This window comes from Streptomyces sp. NPDC039480 (assembly GCF_055597165.1).
In genome coordinates this window covers 23,129-41,242 of the sequence record NZ_JBVITX010000022.1, presented here as the reverse complement: position 1 = coordinate 41,242, position 18,114 = coordinate 23,129, and the positions used below count along the sequence as shown (strand labels likewise).

General features: G+C 71.5%; 17 protein-coding genes. 9 read left to right on the top strand and 8 right to left on the bottom strand.

Annotated features, from left to right (window positions below; translation table 11 throughout):
- Positions 1 to 222 precede the first annotated feature (222 nt).
- The 3 genes from pcaDC (at position 223) to ACZ56E_RS40255 (ending at position 3,060) form a co-directional block, all read left to right on the top strand.
- Positions 223 to 1,521 carry a bifunctional 3-oxoadipate enol-lactonase/4-carboxymuconolactone decarboxylase PcaDC gene (gene pcaDC, locus ACZ56E_RS40265; RefSeq protein ID WP_468602003.1) on the top strand — a complete coding sequence of 433 codons (1,299 nt, stop codon included), beginning with the start codon at positions 223 to 225 and terminating at the stop codon, positions 1,519 to 1,521.
- 96 nt (positions 1,522 to 1,617) lie between these two features.
- Entirely contained in the window at positions 1,618 to 2,250 is a 633-nt protein-coding gene (locus ACZ56E_RS40260) for an MBL fold metallo-hydrolase (protein WP_471148651.1), read from the top strand.
- 30 nt (positions 2,251 to 2,280) lie between these two features.
- Positions 2,281 to 3,060 (top strand): exodeoxyribonuclease III, encoded by a 780-nt coding sequence (locus ACZ56E_RS40255; RefSeq protein WP_471221937.1) that lies wholly within the window; start codon positions 2,281 to 2,283, stop codon positions 3,058 to 3,060.
- Between the two features lie 4 nt (positions 3,061 to 3,064).
- Here the strand turns inward: ACZ56E_RS40255 and ACZ56E_RS40250 are convergent, their stop codons facing one another.
- The 5 genes from ACZ56E_RS40250 to ACZ56E_RS40230 all read right to left on the bottom strand — a co-directional run bounded on the left by ACZ56E_RS40250 (position 3,065) and on the right by ACZ56E_RS40230 (position 8,251).
- Complete coding sequence (locus tag ACZ56E_RS40250) at positions 3,065 to 4,870, bottom strand: SGNH/GDSL hydrolase family protein (protein ID WP_471221936.1); 1,806 nt, start codon at positions 4,868 to 4,870, stop codon at positions 3,065 to 3,067.
- A gap of 298 nt (positions 4,871 to 5,168) precedes the next feature.
- Complete coding sequence (locus tag ACZ56E_RS40245) at positions 5,169 to 5,828, bottom strand: response regulator transcription factor (protein WP_468601997.1); 660 nt, start codon at positions 5,826 to 5,828, stop codon at positions 5,169 to 5,171.
- Positions 5,825 to 7,093: a sensor histidine kinase gene (locus ACZ56E_RS40240; protein WP_471221935.1), complete on the bottom strand. Its 1,269-nt coding sequence runs from the start codon at positions 7,091 to 7,093 to the stop codon at positions 5,825 to 5,827. Before ACZ56E_RS40240 ends, ACZ56E_RS40245 begins: the two co-directional genes overlap by 4 nt.
- Positions 7,094 to 7,169: 76 nt before the next feature.
- Positions 7,170 to 7,622, bottom strand: a complete 453-nt coding sequence (locus ACZ56E_RS40235) for a PRC-barrel domain-containing protein (protein WP_471221934.1) — start codon at positions 7,620 to 7,622, stop codon at positions 7,170 to 7,172.
- The gene (locus ACZ56E_RS40230) at positions 7,619 to 8,251 is read right to left on the bottom strand and encodes a PRC-barrel domain-containing protein (RefSeq protein ID WP_471221933.1); all 633 of its coding nucleotides are present in this window, start codon (positions 8,249 to 8,251) and stop codon (positions 7,619 to 7,621) included. The genes ACZ56E_RS40235 and ACZ56E_RS40230 overlap by 4 nt, the downstream gene beginning before the upstream one ends.
- 308 nt (positions 8,252 to 8,559) lie before the next feature.
- Between ACZ56E_RS40230 and ACZ56E_RS40225 the strand changes: the two genes are divergently transcribed.
- From ACZ56E_RS40225 to ACZ56E_RS40205, 5 genes are all read left to right on the top strand, one after another.
- Positions 8,560 to 9,003, top strand: coding sequence for a DUF6278 family protein (locus ACZ56E_RS40225; protein WP_468601989.1), 444 nt, complete (start codon positions 8,560 to 8,562; stop codon positions 9,001 to 9,003).
- 154 nt (positions 9,004 to 9,157) lie between these two features.
- Complete coding sequence (locus tag ACZ56E_RS40220; RefSeq protein WP_468601987.1) at positions 9,158 to 9,901, top strand: amino acid ABC transporter ATP-binding protein; 744 nt, start codon at positions 9,158 to 9,160, stop codon at positions 9,899 to 9,901.
- 33 nt (positions 9,902 to 9,934) lie between these two features.
- Positions 9,935 to 10,840 carry a glutamate ABC transporter substrate-binding protein gene (locus ACZ56E_RS40215; RefSeq protein WP_471221932.1) on the top strand — a complete coding sequence of 302 codons (906 nt, stop codon included), beginning with the start codon at positions 9,935 to 9,937 and terminating at the stop codon, positions 10,838 to 10,840.
- Between the two features lie 9 nt (positions 10,841 to 10,849).
- Positions 10,850 to 11,494 (top strand): amino acid ABC transporter permease, encoded by a 645-nt coding sequence (locus ACZ56E_RS40210; protein ID WP_468601985.1) that lies wholly within the window; start codon positions 10,850 to 10,852, stop codon positions 11,492 to 11,494.
- Complete coding sequence (locus tag ACZ56E_RS40205) at positions 11,491 to 12,360, top strand: amino acid ABC transporter permease (protein WP_471221931.1); 870 nt, start codon at positions 11,491 to 11,493, stop codon at positions 12,358 to 12,360. Before ACZ56E_RS40210 ends, ACZ56E_RS40205 begins: the two co-directional genes overlap by 4 nt.
- Positions 12,361 to 12,392: 32 nt before the next feature.
- Here the strand turns inward: ACZ56E_RS40205 and ACZ56E_RS40200 are convergent, their stop codons facing one another.
- The 3 genes from ACZ56E_RS40200 to ACZ56E_RS40190 form a co-directional block, all read right to left on the bottom strand.
- Positions 12,393 to 13,988 (bottom strand): alpha/beta fold hydrolase, encoded by a 1,596-nt coding sequence (locus ACZ56E_RS40200; protein ID WP_471221930.1) that lies wholly within the window; start codon positions 13,986 to 13,988, stop codon positions 12,393 to 12,395.
- 113 nt (positions 13,989 to 14,101) lie between these two features.
- Complete coding sequence (locus ACZ56E_RS40195) at positions 14,102 to 15,295, bottom strand: L,D-transpeptidase (protein WP_471221929.1); 1,194 nt, start codon at positions 15,293 to 15,295, stop codon at positions 14,102 to 14,104.
- A gap of 133 nt (positions 15,296 to 15,428) precedes the next feature.
- Positions 15,429 to 16,196 carry a hypothetical protein gene (locus ACZ56E_RS40190; protein ID WP_471221928.1) on the bottom strand — a complete coding sequence of 256 codons (768 nt, stop codon included), beginning with the start codon at positions 16,194 to 16,196 and terminating at the stop codon, positions 15,429 to 15,431.
- Between the two features lie 104 nt (positions 16,197 to 16,300).
- Between ACZ56E_RS40190 and ggt the strand changes: the two genes are divergently transcribed.
- Entirely contained in the window at positions 16,301 to 18,109 is a 1,809-nt protein-coding gene (gene ggt, locus ACZ56E_RS40185; RefSeq protein WP_471221927.1) for a gamma-glutamyltransferase, read from the top strand.
- Positions 18,110 to 18,114 lie beyond the last annotated feature (5 nt).

Sequence of the window (18,114 nt, the reverse complement as noted above, 5' to 3'; positions counted from 1 at the left end):
CGAGATTCACACCGCTCCCGAACGAACAGTGGGAGCGCATCGAGCCCCTCCTCCCGCGGGCCAGGACGGGCTTGGGAAGGTCTCCAGGTGGTCCCTGTGAGCCTCGTCCGTGCCACTACACTCTCGTTCCGGGAGCGACTGGCCTGCCGTCGCGAGAAGCCCAGTCCCGATAGGTTCACCCCGGCGATGTGACTTTTCGTGACAGATGAGAGGGTCGGGCGGGTGAGTGAGACGCCGATGAACACCCTGCAATACCGCTTTGACGGGCCAGAAGACGCTCCGGTCCTGATCCTGGGTGCCTCACTGGGTACCACCTGGCACATGTGGGACCGCCAGATACCCGAGCTGGTTCGGCACTGGCGGGTGTTCCGGTTTGATATGCCTGGGCATGGTGGGGCGCCCGCGCGGCCGTGTGGGTCCGTGGGGGAGCTTGCCGAGCGGCTGCTCGTGACGCTCGACGAGCTCGGTGTGCAGCGCTTCGGGTACGCGGGCTGTGCCTTCGGCGGTGCCATCGGCGTCGAGCTCGCGCTCCGGCACCCGCAGCGTGTCGCCTCGCTCGCGCTGATCGCCGCGTCGCCGCGGTTCGGCACGGCCGACGAGTTCCGGCAGCGTGGCGTGATCGTGCGCAGCAACGGTCTCGACCCCATCGCCCGGTCCGCCCCCGACCGCTGGTTCACGCCCGGCTTCGCCGCGGCCCAGCCCGCCATCACCGACTGGGCCGTGCAGATGGTGCGGACCACCGACCCCGGCTGCTACATCGCCGCCTGCGAGGCCCTCGCCGCCTTCGACGTGCGGGCCGAGCTGGGCAGGATAGGCGTGCCGACGCTGGTGCTCGTGGGGTCGGAGGACCAGGTCACCGGGCAGGGCGAGGCGCGTACGCTCGTCGCGGGCATCCCGGACGCGCGGCTCGCCGTCGTGCCGGCCGCCTCGCACCTCGCGCCGGTCGAGCAGCCCGCCGCGGTCACCGACCTCCTCGTACGCCACTTCTCTTCGGCCTGGCAGCCCGCCACCGAGGCGACCGTCGGCCAGTCCGCCATCTCCGCGCCGCCCGTCAAGCCCGTCCTCGCCCCGCCGCCCGTCGCGCCCGTCGCCGAGATCGCCGCCGCGGAGCAGCCCGCGGCCGTGCCGGGCGGTGCCGGGCCCGATCTGTACGAGGCGGGGATGAAGGTCCGCCGCGAGGTGCTCGGTGACGCGCACGTCGACCGGGTGCTCGACGCCGCCGACGACTTCTCCGGAGACTTCCAGGAACTCATCACGCGCTACGCCTGGGGCGAGGTGTGGAACCGGCCCGGTCTGGACCGCCGCTCCCGCAGCTGCGTCACGCTCACCGCGCTCGTCGCGGGCGGCCACCTGGACGAGCTCGCCTTCCACACCAGGGCCGCGCTGCGCAACGGCCTCACCCCGGCGGAGATCAAGGAGGTCCTGCTCCAGGCCGCCGTCTACTGCGGTGTCCCCGCCGCGAACTCCGCCTTCAAGGTCGCGCAGGCCGTGATCCGTGAGGAAACCACCCCGCAGGAGTGAGGAAACCACCCCGCAGGAGTAGCGGGACGGGAGGCGAGGAGCAGGATGGGAGGCATGACTACTTCCCCTGACACCCGGGCCGGGCGCGCGCAGCGCATGACGTTCACGAAGAAGTCCCACGCGTGCGTGCGTCTCGAAAAGGACGGACGCACGCTCGTCGTCGACCCCGGCGGCTTCAGCGAGGACGACGCGGCGCTCGGCGCCGACGCCATCCTCGTCACGCACGAGCACCCGGACCACTTCGACGAGGGCAGGCTGCGGGCCGCCCTGGAGGACCGCCCCGACGCCGAGATCTGGACGCTCAGGTCCGTCGCGGACCGGATCTCGGCCGCCTTCCCGGGGCGCGTGCACACCGTCGGGCACGGCGACACGTTCACGGCCGCCGGGTTCGACGTCCAGGTGCACGGCGAACTCCACGCGGTCATCCACCCGGACATCCCGCGGATCACCAATGTGGGGTACCTGGTGGACGGCTCGGTGTTCCACCCCGGCGACGCGCTGACCGTCCCCGACCAGCCCGTGGAGACGCTGATGCTGCCCGTCATGGCCCCCTGGAACAAGATCTCCGAAGTGATCGACTACGTACGCGAGGTCAAGCCCCAGCGGGCCTACGACATCCACGACGCGCTCCTCACCGACCTCGCCAGGCCGATCTACGACAACCAGATCGGCGCCCTCGGCGGGGCCGAGCACCTGCGTCTGACGCCGGGGCAGTCGGCCGCTCTGTGACTGTCAGTGCCGCCCGGTAGGTTGTGAGGCATGCGCATTGCGACCTGGAACGTGAACTCGATCACCGCTCGTCTGCCGAGGCTCCTGGCCTGGCTCGAGGCCACCGGCACCGACGTCGTCTGCATACAGGAGACCAAGACGACGGCCGAGGGCTTCCCGACCGAAGCCCTCCGCGAGCTGGGGTACGAGTCGGCGGTCCACGCGACCGGCCGGTGGAACGGCGTGGCGCTGATCTCCAAGGTCGGCCTCGAGGACATCGTCAGGGGCCTGCCGGGCGACCCCGGGTACGACGGCGTGCAGGAGCCCCGCGCGATCTCCGCGACCTGCGGCCCGGTCCGCCTCTGGTCGGTCTACGTGCCGAACGGCCGCGAGGTCGACCACGCGCACTACGCGTACAAGCTCCAGTGGTTCGAGGCCCTGAAGGCCGCGGTCGCCGGGGACGCGGGCGGCTCCCGCCCCTTCGCCGTCCTCGGCGACTTCAACGTCGCGCCGACCGACGACGACGTCTGGGACCCCGCGCTCTTCGTGGACTCCACGCACGTCACCCCCGCCGAGCGCACCGCCCTCGCCTCCCTGCGCGAGACGGGCCTGACGGACGTCGTGCCGCGCCCCCTGAAGTACGACCACCCGTTCACGTACTGGGACTACCGCCAGCTCTGCTTCCCCAAGAACAAGGGCATGCGCATCGACCTCGTGTACGGGAACGAGCCGTTCGCCAAGGCCGTCTCCGACGCGTACGTGGACCGCGAGGAGCGCAAGGGCAAGGGCGCGTCGGACCACGCACCGGTGGTGGTCGACCTGGACGTCTAGGACCTCACGGCACCAGCAGCCGCAGATCCACCGACTCCGCCAGCGCCGCGAGCCCCGCGTCGCCCGGGTGCAGGTGGTCCCCGCTGTCGTAGGCGGGGAGGATGCGCGCCGGGTGCGCGGGATCCCGCAGCACCGCGTCGAAGTCGAGCACCGCGTCGAAGTCGCCCGTACCCCGCAGGTAGGCGTTGACCTTCTCCCGCTGCTCGTCGGCGGCCGCGGTGCAGAGCCGCTCGCCCTCGCACGGTGCGATCGTCGCCGCCACGGCCCGCAGCCCGCGTGCGTGGGAGCGGTCCGCGATCTCCCGCAGACCGGCGATCACCTGATCCGCCGAGGCGCCCCAGCGCACGTCGTTGACCCCTTCGAAGACGACGACGGTGCGGGCCGACGTCTGGGCGAGGACGTCGCGGTCGAGGCGGTGCAGGGCGCTCACGCCGCCCGTGTCGGTGGAGACGCCGTCGCCGGGATAGCGGTCGGCGACCACGCGGTTCGCGGAGATGCCCTGGTTGAGCACTCCGTAGCGCGGGACGCGGGACTGGTTCAGGAGGCGGGTCGCCAGGACGTTCGGCCAGCGCCGGTTGGCGTCCTGCGTGGACTTCACGCCGTCCGTGATCGAGTCGCCGAGCAGCACCACGGACCCGGGCCCGCCGCCCACGTCGACGCCGGTGAGCAGCGGCCACGTCGTGATCGTCGAGGTGTACGCGGCCGGGGAGCCGTCCGCCGCATGGTCGCCGGGGCCGCTGACGTACGACCGCTGGACGGCCTGGCTGTGCACGGGCGCCGCCGCCACGGGGCCCGGCAGGTGGAAGCTCACCAGGAGGTTCGCGTCGGCGGGCACGTCGAAGTCGAGTGGATCGCTGAACGCCTGGGCGCCCGCCGGGATCTCCGTCCCCGAGGAGCCGCGGAAGGACAGCCTCCGGGGCTCGCCCCGCGCACCCGCCCCGGACCCCTGCACCGCCACCGTCGCGCTGCCGATCCGCACCGGGGCCGCCGCGAAGGTGTTGTCGAGCCGGATGCGGACCCGCGGCCCGCCCGTGCTCGTGTGGACGACGAGCCGCACGGTCCGGTCGGTCCAGGGCCCCACCGCCGTGTAGCCCGACGTCGACGCCGACCAAGTGCCCGTCCAGCCCTTCGCCTCGGCCCGCACCGACACGGCGAACACATGCAGGTCGGCGGCGCCGGGGTCCCGCGGCAGCCGCACCGAGGCGACCTCGCGTCTGCGGGCCAGTGGCACAGTGACGACGTACAGCCGCGCCTTCTCGGCGAGTTGGCCGCCCGGCGTGTTGATGTGCGGCAGGGCCACGGACTTCGTGGCGAGCGGGCCCGAACGCCAGTCCGGCGCGGTGAGCCGGAAGGCGTCGCGCGAACCGTCCCGGTACCGGACCGTCCCCGTGCCGCTCGCCTCGCCGCCCGTGCCCGCGACCAGGAAGGCGAGGGCGTCGCCGCGGCCGCGCAGGCGCACCGACTGCCCGTCGGCGCGCACGTTGTCCGGAGCGCCCGGCGCGGTGCGCGGCCAGGTGAGGCGGGCCCCGTCGACGGCGAGGGAGCGCCCCGGCGTCCAGCCCGCGGCCGCCAGGTCCCGCGCGGACAGCGAGCCGCCCGACCCGTCGAAGTCCGCGTCGGCGGGACGCGCGTCGTCGCTCACCGCGCGGTTGTCGAACAGCCGCTCCAGGGGGAGCGGCACGGGTCCGTGCGGGGCCGCGGCTTCAGCCGATGCCACGGGTACGAGGCCCGTGAGCAGCGCGAGCACGGCGGCCGCTCCCCAGATACGTCGGCGCACGACAGACCCCTCCCGTGTTGGCAGATGCGCCATGAAGCTAAGGAGGCGCGGGAGACGAGTCAATGAGGGACGCGTGAACACGACGCGAACTCGCTGGGAGGCGCGAAGTCGCCGGGGGCGCGCACCGCACCGGGAGTTGCGAAGTCGCCGGGGGGCGGACTGGCACCGGGAGTCGCGAAGTCGCCGGGGGGGCGGACCGGCACCGGAGTCGCGAAGTCGCCGGGGGCGCACTGGCACCGGGAGGCGCACTGGCACCGGGATGCGTGAAGTCGCCGGGAGCGCGCCGGCACCGGGACGCGCGAAGTCGCCGACAGCGTCGGCCGGTCGTCCGTCAGCGGTCCGCCGACACCAGGCCCTTCTCGTACGCGATGATCACCAGCTGCACCCGGTCCCTGGCGCCCAGCTTGGCGAGCAGCCGGGTCAGATATGTCTTGGCGGTGGCGACGCTGAGGCAGAGCTCCCCGGCTATCTCGGTGTTCGAGAGGCCGCGCCCGACCAGGGTGAGCACCTCGCGCTCGCGGTCCGTGATGCCCTCGATCGGCGCGTCGCGCGGCGGCGCGTGCACGGGACGGCCCGCGAACTCCTTGATGAGACGGCGCGTGACGCTCGGCGCGATCAGACCGTCGCCGGCCGCGACCGTCCGCACCGCCGCGAGGATGTCGTCCAGGGCCATGTCCTTCACGAGGAATCCGGCGGCCCCCGCGCGGAGCGCCCCGTACACGTAATCGTCGTCGTCGAACGTGGTCAGGACGACGACGTGCGCGGGCGTCGGGCCCGACGTGATGAGCCGGGTGGCCTCGATGCCGTCCATGCCGGGCATCCGGATGTCCATCACCACGACGTCCGGGCGCAGTTCGGCGCACCGGCGGACCGCCTCGTCGCCCGAGGCCGCCTCGCCCGCCACCTCGATGTCCGGGGCCTCGGTGATGACCATGCTCAGGGCGGTGCGGACGAGGGGCTGGTCGTCGACCAGCAGGACGCGGATCGTCATCGGACGCCCGCCGCGGCCGGGACGGGCAGCCGGGCGCTCACCCGGAAGCCGCCTTCGGGGCGTGGCGCGGCGCTGAACTCGCCGTGCAGCAGGGCGACTCGTTCCCGCATGCCGAGCAGGCCGTAGCCGGTGCCGTGCGGTCGCGCACCGGCTGCGCGGGCCCGTCCCGCATCCTCGATCTCGATGACGATCTCCTCGTCGCGTTGGTCCACGGACACCGTGCAGGACGTGACGCCCGCGTGCCGCACCACGTTGGTGACGGACTCCTGGATGACGCGGAACGCCGACAGGTCGACGTCCGCGGGCAGCTGCCGCCGTTCGCCGCGCCACACCACGTCCACGCGCACCCCCGCGGCCGTCGTCGACGCGGCGAGCCGCTCCACGTCCGCGAGCCCCTCGGCCGGACCACGCGGCGCCGGCTCCCGCACCCCGTCCGGACCCCGACCGCCGCCCCTGTCACCGACACTGTCACCGTCGCTCTCCCGCAGCGCGCCCAGCATCCGGCGCAGCCCGGCCAGGGTCTCGCGGCCCGCCTTCTCCACCGCGACCATCGCCTCGCGCGCGCCCGCCGGCTGGGTCTCGACGACCCGGGCCGCCGCACCCGCCTGCAGCGCGATGATGCCGATGCTGTGCGCCACGGTGTCGTGCATCTCCCGGGCGATCCGCAACCGTTCCGCGGTGACGGCCTGCGCGGCGGCCTGGGCGCCGAGCCGCTCCGTGTAGGCACGGGCCTGCCGCACCGAGTTGCCGACCAGCCAGGCGACGGCGGCCGTCAGGGCGACGGTCTGCCAGTCCGACCAGCTGGAGTTGATGGTGTGGTCCAGCCGGAGGGGGAGGCCCAGGAGCTGACGCAGCAGGGCGTAGCCGGGCAGGACGCAGAGCGCCAGGACGACGGCGGTGGCGCGGGCCCGGCGCGCCCCGGTCGCCACCACGTAGCCCATGGCGATGTCGACCGCCGCGTACTGCGCGAACGCGATGTTCGTCGCGTCGATCGCGAGCGTCGCGGCGTACGAGGCGGCGACGAGCAGCCCGACCGCCACCAGCGGGCGGCGGCTCAGCAGCCGGACGACGGCCAGCGCCAGGCCCGCCGCGACGGCCACGAGCAGCCACTCCCACGGCTCCGGTGCCTCCTGCGGGCTGGTCGGCAGCCCCGGGATCCCGTAGTACGCACGGGCGCCGGAGAGCATGCCGAGACACCAGGCGACGGCCGCCCAGACGCCCGGCGGCGCATGCTTGAGCAGGGATATCGGCGGGGTGGCTGACATGCGCCGATCGTAGCCAGGAGGCCGGACGCCGGGAATCGACCACGGGTGTACAACCCCGGTCGACAGCCGCCCCGGACTAGGCGCGGGTGGCGGCCTCGTCGACCGCTCGGATCACCACCGCGTACGAGCCGATGCCGAGCAGGTGGGAGCCGGGGACCCGGTGGCCGCGAGAGGTGTGGAGAGTGTGGACGCGGCCGGACTCCGGGTCGAAGGTGACGTCGGCCAGGGTCCCGACGGCGTCGCCGAGCTCCGTCAGGAGACGTTTGCCGAGCAGGTCCTGACTCTCGGACGAGTCCGTGGAGGCGAACCGGGCCGCCGACGCCGCCCCGACGACCACCGCGTCCGGCCCCACCGCGTGCACGTCCGCCCAGGCGACGACGTCGGCGCCGCCCTTGACGCCGTCCAGCCGGATGGCGGTGATCAGAGCCTCTTCCGGCGGCGAGACGACGAGCCCGGCGACCGTACCGATGTGCGTGGCATCCGCCGCGCTGACGACCGGGCGCCCCACGACCTGACTGAGCAGCATCATGAGATCGGCCCCTTCCCGGCTTCTCGAACTTCCCCGGCTGCTCCGACTTCCCCGGATTTCCCGAACCAGCCGCGCCGGCCCCCCACCACCGCCACCAACTCGCTCAGCTCGTCCACCGCGTGCTCCGTGTCGCGGGCCGGGATCACCAGCGTGTCGCCCGTCATCGCCGCGCGTTCGCCGAGGGGCAGGAAGACCTTGCGCTCATGGCGGCCCAGAGCCTCCGTGGAGGCCATCTCGACACCGGCCACCCGGCCCTCGCGGCCCGCCTCGACCACCACGTCGAGCACCGTGCCCACCTGGACCCCCTGGTCCGTCAGGACGCGGGCCCCGCGGACCAGGCCGCCGGCGGCCTCCTGCCCGGAGGCGACGGCGGAGCGGTCCTCCAGGGCGTCGGCCGAGGTGATCATCACGGCGTCCGCGCCCAGGGCGTGCACGGCCGACCACGGGACGCTCTTGCGCAGCGGCCCGGCGAGAAGGCCACGGCCCGCCAGGGTGAAGCCGGCGATCCGGCCGCCCGCCCCGTCGAGCACGACATCCTTGACCTGGGCGACCGCCTCGCCGCCCAGCGTGACCACCGGGCGCTTGGTGAGGTCGGTGGCCGGGATCAGCGCGGGCACGGGCGTCGTCATCGGGCCCTCCCTCGTCCGGACCCGCGGCCCCTGCGCACCACGATCACGCCCCCGCTGCGCCGCCGGGCCTGTACCCCGATCACCGCGGCGGCCAGCAGCCCCACCACGACGACCACGGCGATCAACCACGCCCACCACACCATCGCCCACCTCCCGGACCGAGCGGAACCGACCCCCGCGGGCTGCCACGGGTACCCCGCCCCGATCCGCTCATTCCGTGATCAACTGATGCAAGATACATTCTTGGACATACGGAATCGGCGCCAGGCCGCGCATCCGGCGGGCGCCACCCGACGGAGAGGCCGACCATGAACATTCCGTTCCTCGACAGGTGGCGCAGGCGGCACTCCGCGACGGACCGGGCCGAGGGGCTCGCGGCCGCGTTCGAAGAGGATCCGGAGGGCGTGGCCGCGCTGCTCTCCGAGTGCGAGCTGCTCCGCTCCCAGGCGAGCGCCGCCGGCCTCGAACTGGACGACTCCCCGGCGTCCTTGGCGGCCCTCGACCAGCTCCTGCCGCGCTGGCGCGACGACCCCGAGCTGCTGCCCTGGCTCGGCAACGACGCGGGGCTGTACCTGGGCACCGTCGTGGTGCGGACGGTGCCGGGCGCGACCTGGCACGTCTGGCCGGGCGGCAGCCCCGTCGTACGGCTGAAGACCGGGCGGGACATCCATGTCGTCGAGGCGGGGCTCGACTGGGCGGTACAGGGGGCACCGCAGCTGTCGCAGGTCTACGGAGAGGCCTCCGAGACGTGAGCACAGGGCTCCCGGCACCGCAGACGCGCGGCCGACGTGACCGGAATTGCCTCAAATACGGTTAATGCCCATAAGTGCGTGTCGTCCAGTAAGTCCCGTTTTCACGTGGATAGTTTGCGCGGACGTACACAGCTGAGAGTGGGCAGGTCTTGCCATGGCCGTCGATCCTTTGATCGAGCTGCGTGATGTGAACAAGTACTACGGAGAGCTGCATGTCCTCCAGGACATCAACCTCACCGTCGGCAAGGGGGAGGTGGTCGTGGTCATCGGCCCTTCGGGGTCGGGCAAGTCAACGCTCTGCCGGACGATCAACCGGCTCGAGACCATCCAGTCGGGAGAGATCAGACTCGACGGGCAGCCGCTGCCCGCCGAGGGCAAGGCACTCGCGAGGCTCCGCGCCGAAGTCGGCATGGTCTTCCAGTCCTTCAACCTCTTCGCGCACAAGACCGTCCTCCAGAACGTCTCCCTGGCACAGATCAAGGTGCGGGGCCGCAAGAAGGACGAGGCGGAGCAGCGGTCCCGCGAACTCCTGGAGCGCGTGGGCCTGTCCGCGCACGCCGAGAAGTACCCGGCGCAGCTCTCCGGCGGCCAGCAGCAGCGCGTCGCCATCGCCCGCGCGCTGGCCATGGACCCCAAGGCGCTGCTCTTCGACGAGCCGACCTCGGCCCTCGACCCCGAGATGATCAACGAAGTCCTCGAAGTCATGCAGCAGCTCGCGCGGGAGGGCATGACCATGGTCGTCGTCACCCACGAGATGGGCTTCGCCCGCTCCGCGGCCAACCGCGTCGTCTTCATGTCCGACGGCCGCATCGTCGAGGACCGGACCCCCGAGGAATTCTTCACCCGCCCGGAGAGCGAACGCGCCAAGGACTTCCTCTCCAAGATCCTCAAGCACTGACGGGGGGACGCGCTCGTGAAGCGACGACACACCATGCGTACGACACGCCTGTTCGCGGCGCTCGTCCTGGCCGCCTGCGCCGCCGCCGCGTGCGGCAAGGAGGGCAGCCCGCCGACCAAGGGGCCCGCGGCCGACGAGCTGCCGAAGTACCGGGTGGCGACCGGCTTCCAGCTGCCGGAGTCGGGCACCTGGAAGAAGGCGAAGAGCCGCGGCCGCTTCGTCGTCGGCGCCAAGGAGGACCAGCCCTACCTCGGCGAGAAGGACCCGGCGACCGGCACCTACTCCGGCTTCGACATCGAGATCGCCAAGATGGTCTCGGCCTCGCTCGGCCTCGACCCCCGGCGGATCGAGTTCAAGACCATCGCGTCGGCGAACCGCGAGACCGCCCTGCAGAACGGGCAGATCGACTACTACGTCGGCACCTACACCATCAACGACAACCGCAAGAAGCTCGTCGGCTTCGGCGGCCCCTACTACCTGGCGGGCCAGGGCCTGCTGGTGCGCAGCGACGAGGACGACATCAAGGGCCCCCAGGACCTGGCCGGCAAGCGCGTCTGCTCGGCCGCCGGATCGACCCCGTACCAGCGGATCCAGCAGGAGCACCCGAAGGCGACCCTCGTCGCGTACGACACGTACTCGGTCTGCGTCGACAACCTGCTGACCTATCAGGTCGACGCCGTCACCACCGACGACGCGATCCTGATCGGCTACGCGGCCAAGGTGCCCGACGAACTGAAGGTGGTCGGCAAGCCGTTCTCCGAGGAGCCGTACGGCATCGGGGTGCCCCGGGGCGACAACGCCCTCCGGTTCGCCGTCGACGACGCCCTCGCCGCGGGCGAGAAGAACGGCGACTGGAAGAAGGCGTACGACGCCACGCTCGGCCTCTCCGGGGTCCCGGCGCCGAAACCGCCCGCCATCGACCGCTACCCGGCGAGCTGAGGAGGCGTCGTGGACGTACTGACAGACAACTTCTCCACGTTCGGCGAGGGCTTTCTCGGCACCGTCGAACTCACCGTCTACGCCTCGCTCCTCGCGCTCGTCCTCGGCTTCGTCATGGCGTCGTTCCGGGTGGCGCCCGTGGGGTCCTTCCGGGCGTTCGGCACGGTGTGGGTGACGGTCCTGCGCAACACCCCGCTCACGCTGCTCTTCTTCGCGGTGCTGCTCGGGCTGCCGCGCTTCGGACTCGTCCTCCCCTTCAAGGTGTTCGCCGTGCTGGCCCTCGGCTGCTACACCTCCGCCTTCATCTGCGAGGCGCTCAGGTCCGGCATCAACACCGTGCCCAAGGGGCAGGGCGAGGCGGCCAGAAGCCTCGGCATGACCTTCGGCCAGACGCTGTCGATGGTCGTGCTGCCGCAGGCCTTCCGGTCCGTCATCGCGCCGGTCGGCTCCAACCTCATCGCGCTGGCCAAGAACTCGGCGATCGCGGGCGCGTTCAGCGTCACCGAGCTGCTCGGCACGTACAAGACGCTCAGCGAGCTGGGCTACAACATCATCTGGACGTTCGTCTGGATCGCCCTCGGCTACCTCATCATCACCCTCGCCATCAGCGCGGTCTTCAACGTCCTCGAGCAGCGCTGGGGAGTCGCCCGATGAAAGCCCTCTCCCACGATTCCACCGCCCTCTACGACATCCCGGGACCCAGGACCGTCCGACGCCACAGGCTGTACGGGGTGCTCTCCACCCTGCTCGTCCTCGCGCTCGTCGGCTGGATCCTGTACCTGCTCTTCGACACCAACCAGTTCACCGCCACGAAGTGGACGCCCTTCGAGTACCAGGGCATCCAGGAGCTCCTCCTGCGCGGCCTCGGCAACACGCTCAAGGCCTTCGCGATCTCCGCGGTCCTCGCCCTCGCCCTCGGCGGCCTGCTCGCCATGGGGCGCCTCTCCGACCACCGGCCCGTGCGCTGGGCGGCCACGCTCGTCGTGGAGTTCTTCCGCGCGATGCCCGTGCTTGTGATGATCTTCTTCGTCTTCGTGGCGCTGAAGGTCCAGCCGCTGCCCGCGCTGGTCGCCGGGCTCACGCTCTACAACGGCTCCGTACTCGCCGAGGTCTTCCGATCCGGCGTCAACTCCGTGGAGAGGGGGCAGCGGGAGGCGGCCTACGCACTCGGAATGCGCAAGACACAGGTCATGGGACACGTCCTCGTACCGCAGGCCGTGCGGGCCATGTTGCCCGCCATCATCAGCCAGCTGGTGGTGGCCCTGAAGGACACCTCGCTCGGATATCTGATCACCTACGAGGAGTTCCTCCATGCCGGGAAGCTCATCGCGTCGAACCTCGACTACGATTTGCCGTTCATCCCCGTGGTCATGGTGATCTCACCGATCTACATCGGGATGTGCATGTTGCTGTCGTGGTTCGCCCAGTGGGTGTCCAGGCGTCAGCGGCGCAATCCCAAGACCGAGGCCGCGGACGTGGCCCCGGCGGAACCAGGGACGCTGCTGCCAGGTGCGCGGTAGCTGAAGCAGGCCCACCCGGCAGCAGCCGGAGATCACTGCTCGCGCAGGGGAACGGACACGTACGACGGGTCCGTCGCCGGCGAGGAGAAGGTCAGCTGCGCGCCGGACGGGTTGTGCTCGATGTAGAGCGGGTCGACCGTGTCGACCACCAGGGCGAGCCGGTGGCCCGCCGGTACGTCGTAGGCCGTGGAGAACAGCTCCAGGTCCACGCCGAACGGCTTGCCGGGCGTCTTGCCGTGGAAGGTGTACGGCGCGTTGCTGACCAGCTTGCCGAGGCCGAGCGGGCCCACGTCGTAGAGGTACGCGACGAGGGTGCCGCTCTCCTTGGTGCTGGTGAGCGTGGTGTGCAGCTTCGCCGTCCCGCGCACCCGCTGGGCCGACGCGTAGCGCTCCGACTGCCAGACGCCCGAGTAGCGGCGCGGGAGCAGCGGCACCGAGGCCGTCGGCGGGATCTTGAGGAACTGCTCCAGGGCGTTGGAGAGGATCGCGATGCCGCCGTTGGCGCCCGAGTCGACGTTCGCGCGGATCGTGGTGGTGCCCGCCATGGCGATCTTCTTGCGGGTGGGGCCGACCGACTTCCAGTCCGGGTAGCCCTCGTAGCCGCCGGTGGACCGGGACTTGAGCTGGACCGGCTGTTCCTTGTCGATGCCGTTGTCCGCGCCCTTGAGGTGGTGGTCGAACCACCGCTGGGTGGAGGTCCAGGTGTCGTTGGGCAGGCCGAGCAGGCCGGTCGCCTCGGCCGTCGCGTGGTCGCCGGGGCGGAACTCCAGGCGCTTCGGGCCGGTCAGGCGCTCGTAGAACTCCGCGTACTGGTTCGGCGGGAAGAGCGTGTCGCCCCAGGCGTTGCCGAGCATGACGGCCGCGCCGTTCTCGTTGATCTCGTCGAGGTAGGTGGCGGGGGAGCGCTTGGCGCCCCACGCGATCATCTCGTCCTCCTTGTCCAGGTTGGACCCGAGGAAGTCCTTGAGCGTCTGCTGGAGTTCGGCGCTCGGGCGGCCGGTGAGCGCGCCCGCGCCGCCGAGCAGGGCGGCCGCCTGGGCGTGCTGGGTGCGGCCGCTGTAGATCGAGTCGATCAGGTCGCCCCAGCCGCTCAGCGCGGCGACGGCCTTGACCCGCTTGTCGTGCCCGGCGGCGAGCAGGCTGATGCCCGCGCCGTACGAGACGCCCGCCATGCCGACCTTCGACGGGTCGGCCGGGGTGTGGGCAAGGGTCCAGTCGATGACCTTGGACGCGTCGGCGATGTCCTCGGGGCCCGCGGTCTCGATCTCGCCGCCGGACTGCCAGAAGCCGCGCGAGTTGTAACTCACCACGATGTAGCCGGAGTTGGCCAGCTTCTGGGCCTGGGCGACATACTCGATCTGGGGCATCGCCCAGCTGGTGGGCAGCACGATCGAGGGGTACTTCACGCCGGGCTCGGCGTCCTTGGGAGTGAAGACGTTGGCCTTGAGGATCGTGCCGCCGTCGCCGGGTATGTCGACGAAGCGTACGTCGGCGGCGCTCGCCGGCCGCGGCGCGGCCGCGGGCGCCGCCTGTGCCGCGGGGGCGAGACCGAAGGCGGCACCGGCGACGAGGGCCGCCGAAACGGTCCCCACGGTGGTCGTACGCAAGGCATGGTGCGGCAGTCCCACGGGTCACTCCTCACTCGGACGGTGCAAAGTGACCCGACGGTAACCGCAGGGCTTTACCGGGGGTAACCCGTCGGTAAGTTACGCCCCGGTAACGATTGTCGACGGACGAACCGTCAGCTCAGCGCGCTCTTCGCCTGCCAGTCGGACCAGGAGAGGTTCCACTCGCCGTAGCCGTTGCCCGGGTCGGGGACGCCCTTCGAGCCGCTGCCGGTGACCTCGAAGGGGTCGCCTGTCTGGACCTCGCGGTAGAGCCAGCCCGCGTCGCCGGTGCTCATGCCGACGCAGCCCGAGCTGTGGTTGGTGTTGCCGAAGTACGAGGCGTTCCACGGGGCGGCGTGCGCGTACATGCCCGACCAGGTCAGCCGCATCGAGTAGTCGACCATCTTGTTGTAGCTGTTGCTGCCGGTGAGGCCGACCGTCTCGGAGCGCATGTTGATCGTGCCCTCCTTCGACATCAGGACCGAGGTGCCGCCCCAGGAGGCCTTCTCGCCGCCGGGCGTGCCGGCCGACATCGGCAGCGACCTCACGGTCTTGCCGTCGCGCGTCAGCGTCGTCGTCTTGCTGTCCAGGTCCACCTTGACGACCTGGCTCTTGCCGACCGTGAAGCCGGTGGCGTAGTCGCGGACGAACCAGTCGTCGCCGCCCGAGTCGATGCCGTTGAGCCGGGCGTCCAGCTTCACCTTCGTGCCGGACTTCCAGTACTCCTTGGGGCGCCAGTCGACGCGGTCCTTGCCGTCGTAGTTCTTGATCCAGCCCCAGGACCCCGTCGTGTTGTCCGAGGTCGTCACCTTCAGGTGCTTCTCGACCTCGGCCTTGTTCCGCACCGGGTGGTCGAAGGTGATCGACAGGGGCTGGGCGACGCCGACGGTGCTGCCCTTGCCCGGGGTGAGCGTCACCTTGTTGACCTGCTCGGGCGCGGCCGTCTTGAAGGAGGCCTTCGCGCTGCCGCCCTTGTCGGTGCTCGCCTCGACCCGGTACGCCGTGCCGGGCGCCGCCTTGCGCTCCGAGGTCCAGGTGGAGCCGTTCGACGACACCTTGCCGGGCAGCTTCGTGCCCTTGTCGTCGGCGACGGTGACCTGCTTCAGGCGGCCGTCGGCCAGGCTGACCTTCACGGGCTTGCCCGCCTCCGCCTGCTGACCCGTGAGGTTCACCGAGATCTTCGGCTTCTCGGCGGCCTCGGCGGCGCCGGACGAGCCGCTGCCGCCCGAGCAGGCGGTCAGTGCGGCGGCGAGCACCGCGAGGCCCGCGGTCGCCGCGTGGCGGGTGCGAAGGGGGCGTCGGCGGCTCGAAGAGCTCTGGGGGGTCAAGGAACGTACCTCCGTGCGAATGTGGACTGCACGGTGAGAGGGGCGATCGGCCGGACGGGTTGCCTGTTGTCCGGAAATTCCCCGCTAGATCACATAAGACCCCTGATCATGTCGACGCACGGTGAGGGGCGGGTCACTTGGCGCGATGGGAGGTGCGGGCCGACGGGGTGGGGAGCGGGGTCCGCGCCGCGCGCGTCACGTCCCCGACGAGCTCGACGACGTCGGGTCCGTACGCCTGCGAATTGACGATCTTCAGGAGCAGCACGAAGGAGTCGTTGCCGTGCTTGCGGGCGAGCTTCTCGTGGTGGCGGGCCAGATAGCGGGTGGCCGCCTGGCTGGTGACCGCGCGCTGGCCGCAGAAGAGGAAGACGGGCCGCGCGTCCTGGTCCTGGTCGGCGGTGAGACGGGCGAGGATCACGTACTCCGTGAGCCCGGGCTCCAGGCGGTAGCGCTCGGCGCCGATCTGGAAGGCGCCGCGGTCGGGCACCGGCTCGGGCTCGCCGTTCACCCGGACGCCCGGCAGCAGGGAGTGCATGTGCGCGGCCATGCGGCGGTTCGCCACCGGGTTGCCCACGCAGAACTCGGTGCGCTCGCCGAAGCCCTGCTGGGCCGTGTCGTGCGCGACGAGCTGGGCGTGCGCGCCGCACTCCTTGACGACCGAGGCCAGCTCCAGGAGCGCGAACACGTCCTGGCGCACCACGGTCGGCTCGGGGCCGCCCGCGTCACGGTTCACCACGAGCAGCGACTCGGCGTTGTCGGGCAGCCCGAAGAAGGCCTGCTTGCGGCGGAGCCTGCGCTTCCACAGCTGGCCGCGGACGAGCCAACCGAGCGCGGCACCGATACCGACCGCGAGCAGACCGGCACTCAGGCCGAGGACCAGGGTGCGCACGTCATCACTCATGGGGGCGCATGCTAGCGGCCCGCCGGACCCGTGTTCGAGGAGGTCCTGTCGCGACGGGGGATCCGAAGTTACGCTGCGCAGACCGTTGTTGACAGGAGGTACGAATGCGTCGCGCTGTCGTACGGAATCTGACGCTATGGGCGGTCGGAGGGGTGCTGGTGTCGGTGGGTGCGGCCGCGCCCCCCTCGCCCACGCGCTCGGCGGAACCGGCCGCACCGGAGAAGACGCCCGTCGCCGTCGGCCACGGCGGAGCCGTCGCCAGCGTCGACCCGGACGCCTCGGCGGCCGGCATCGAGGTCCTGCGCAACGGCGGCAACGCCGTGGACGCGGCCGTCGCCACCGCCGCCGCGCTCGGCGTCACCGAGCCCTACTCGGCGGGCGTCGGAGGCGGCGGATACTTCGTCCACTACGACGCCAGGACCCGCAAGGTGAGCACCATCGACGGCCGCGAGACGGCCCCGCGCACCGCCGACTCCAAGCTCTTCCTGGAGAACGGCAAGCCGATCCCCTTCCAGGAGGCGGTCACCAGCGGCCTCGGCGTCGGCACCCCCGGCACCCCCGCCACCTGGCAGTCGGCGCTCGACCGATGGGGCACCAAGCGCCTCGGCACGCTCCTGAGGCCCGCCGAGCGCCTCGCCCGCGACGGCTTCACCGTCGACCCGACCTTCCGCGCGCAGACCGCGTCGAACGAGCAGCGGTTCAGGGACTTCCCCGCCTCGGCGAAGCTGTTCCTGCCCGGCGGGGAGCTGCCGGTGGTCGGCTCGACGTTCAAGAACCCCGACCTGGCCCGCACCTACCGGGAACTGGCCCGTGAGGGCGTCGGCGCGCTCTACCGCGGCGACCTCGCCGAGGACTTCGTGCGGACGGTGAACAAGCCGCCGGTCGACCCGGAGGCGGACCGCGTCGTGCGTCCCGGCGACCTCTCCCTCAAGGACCTCAAGGCGTACGCGGTCAAGCGCCAGGCCCCCACGAAGACCTCGTACCGCGGCCTCGACGTCTACTCCATGGCGCCCTCGTCCTCCGGCGGCACCACCGTCGGCGAGGCGCTGAACATCCTGGAGCGCACCGACCTCTCCAAGGCGTCGAAGACCAGGTACCTGCACCGCTACATCGAGGCGAGCCGCGTCGCGTTCGCCGACCGGGGGCGCTGGGTGGGCGACCCGGCCTTCGAGGACGTACCGACCAAGCAGCTCCTCTCGCAGCGGTTCGCCGACTCGCGGGAGTGCCTGATCAAGGACGACGCCGTCCTCAAGAGCCCGCTCGCGCCCGGCGACCCGCGCGACCCGAGGCCGTGCGCGACGGGCGACAAGGCGGCCCCGACGACGTACGAGGGCGAGAACACCACGCATCTGACGGCCGCCGACAAATGGGGCAACGTCGTGGCGTACACCCTCACCATCGAGTCGACGGGCGGCAGCGGCATCACCGTCCCGGGCCGCGGGTTCCTGCTCAACAACGAACTCACCGACTTCTCCTTCGCGCCGGTGAGCCCCGGGGTGCACGACCCGAACCTGCCGGGCCCCGGCAAGCGGCCGCGCTCCTCGATCTCCCCGACCATCGTGCTCGACCACGGCAAACCGGTGGTGGCGCTCGGCTCGCCGGGCGGCGCGACCATCGTCACGACCGTCCTGCAGACCCTGACGGGCTTCCTCGACCGGGGCCTGCCCCTGGTCGACGCGATCGCCGCGCCGCGCGCCAGCCAGCGCAACGCCGCGCAGACCGAGCTCGAACCGGGGCTGTGGAACAGCCGGACGAGGAAGTCGCTGGAGTCGATCGGGCACTCCTTCAAGCAGAACCCGGAGATCGGCGCGGCCACGGGCGTGCAGCGGCTGCCGGACGGCAGGTGGCTCGCGGCGGCGGAGAAGGTCCGCAGGGGCGGCGGGTCGGCGATGGTGGTGAGCCCAGGCCGGTGAGTGTC

Excerpts from the sequence above, each read along its gene's own strand:
- ACZ56E_RS40260 (WP_471148651.1), top strand. The coding sequence starts at position 1,618 with ATGACGTTCACGAAGAAGTCCCACGCGTGCGTGCGTCTCGAAAAGGAC.
- ACZ56E_RS40205 (WP_471221931.1), top strand. The coding sequence starts at position 11,491 with ATGAAAGCCCTCTCCCACGATTCCACCGCCCTCTACGACATCCCGGGA.
- ACZ56E_RS40215 (WP_471221932.1), top strand. The coding sequence starts at position 9,935 with ATGCGTACGACACGCCTGTTCGCGGCGCTCGTCCTGGCCGCCTGCGCC.
- ACZ56E_RS40230 (WP_471221933.1), bottom strand. The coding sequence starts at position 8,251 with ATGACGACGCCCGTGCCCGCGCTGATCCCGGCCACCGACCTCACCAAG.
- ACZ56E_RS40240 (WP_471221935.1), bottom strand. The coding sequence starts at position 7,093 with ATGTCAGCCACCCCGCCGATATCCCTGCTCAAGCATGCGCCGCCGGGC.
- ACZ56E_RS40250 (WP_471221936.1), bottom strand. The coding sequence starts at position 4,870 with ATGGCGCATCTGCCAACACGGGAGGGGTCTGTCGTGCGCCGACGTATC.
- ggt (WP_471221927.1), top strand. The coding sequence starts at position 16,301 with ATGCGTCGCGCTGTCGTACGGAATCTGACGCTATGGGCGGTCGGAGGG.
- ACZ56E_RS40190 (WP_471221928.1), bottom strand. The coding sequence starts at position 16,196 with ATGAGTGATGACGTGCGCACCCTGGTCCTCGGCCTGAGTGCCGGTCTG.
- ACZ56E_RS40220 (WP_468601987.1), top strand. The coding sequence starts at position 9,158 with ATGGCCGTCGATCCTTTGATCGAGCTGCGTGATGTGAACAAGTACTAC.
- ACZ56E_RS40245 (WP_468601997.1), bottom strand. The coding sequence starts at position 5,828 with ATGACGATCCGCGTCCTGCTGGTCGACGACCAGCCCCTCGTCCGCACC.
- ACZ56E_RS40225 (WP_468601989.1), top strand. The coding sequence starts at position 8,560 with ATGAACATTCCGTTCCTCGACAGGTGGCGCAGGCGGCACTCCGCGACG.
- ACZ56E_RS40235 (WP_471221934.1), bottom strand. The coding sequence starts at position 7,622 with ATGATGCTGCTCAGTCAGGTCGTGGGGCGCCCGGTCGTCAGCGCGGCG.
- ACZ56E_RS40255 (WP_471221937.1), top strand. The coding sequence starts at position 2,281 with ATGCGCATTGCGACCTGGAACGTGAACTCGATCACCGCTCGTCTGCCG.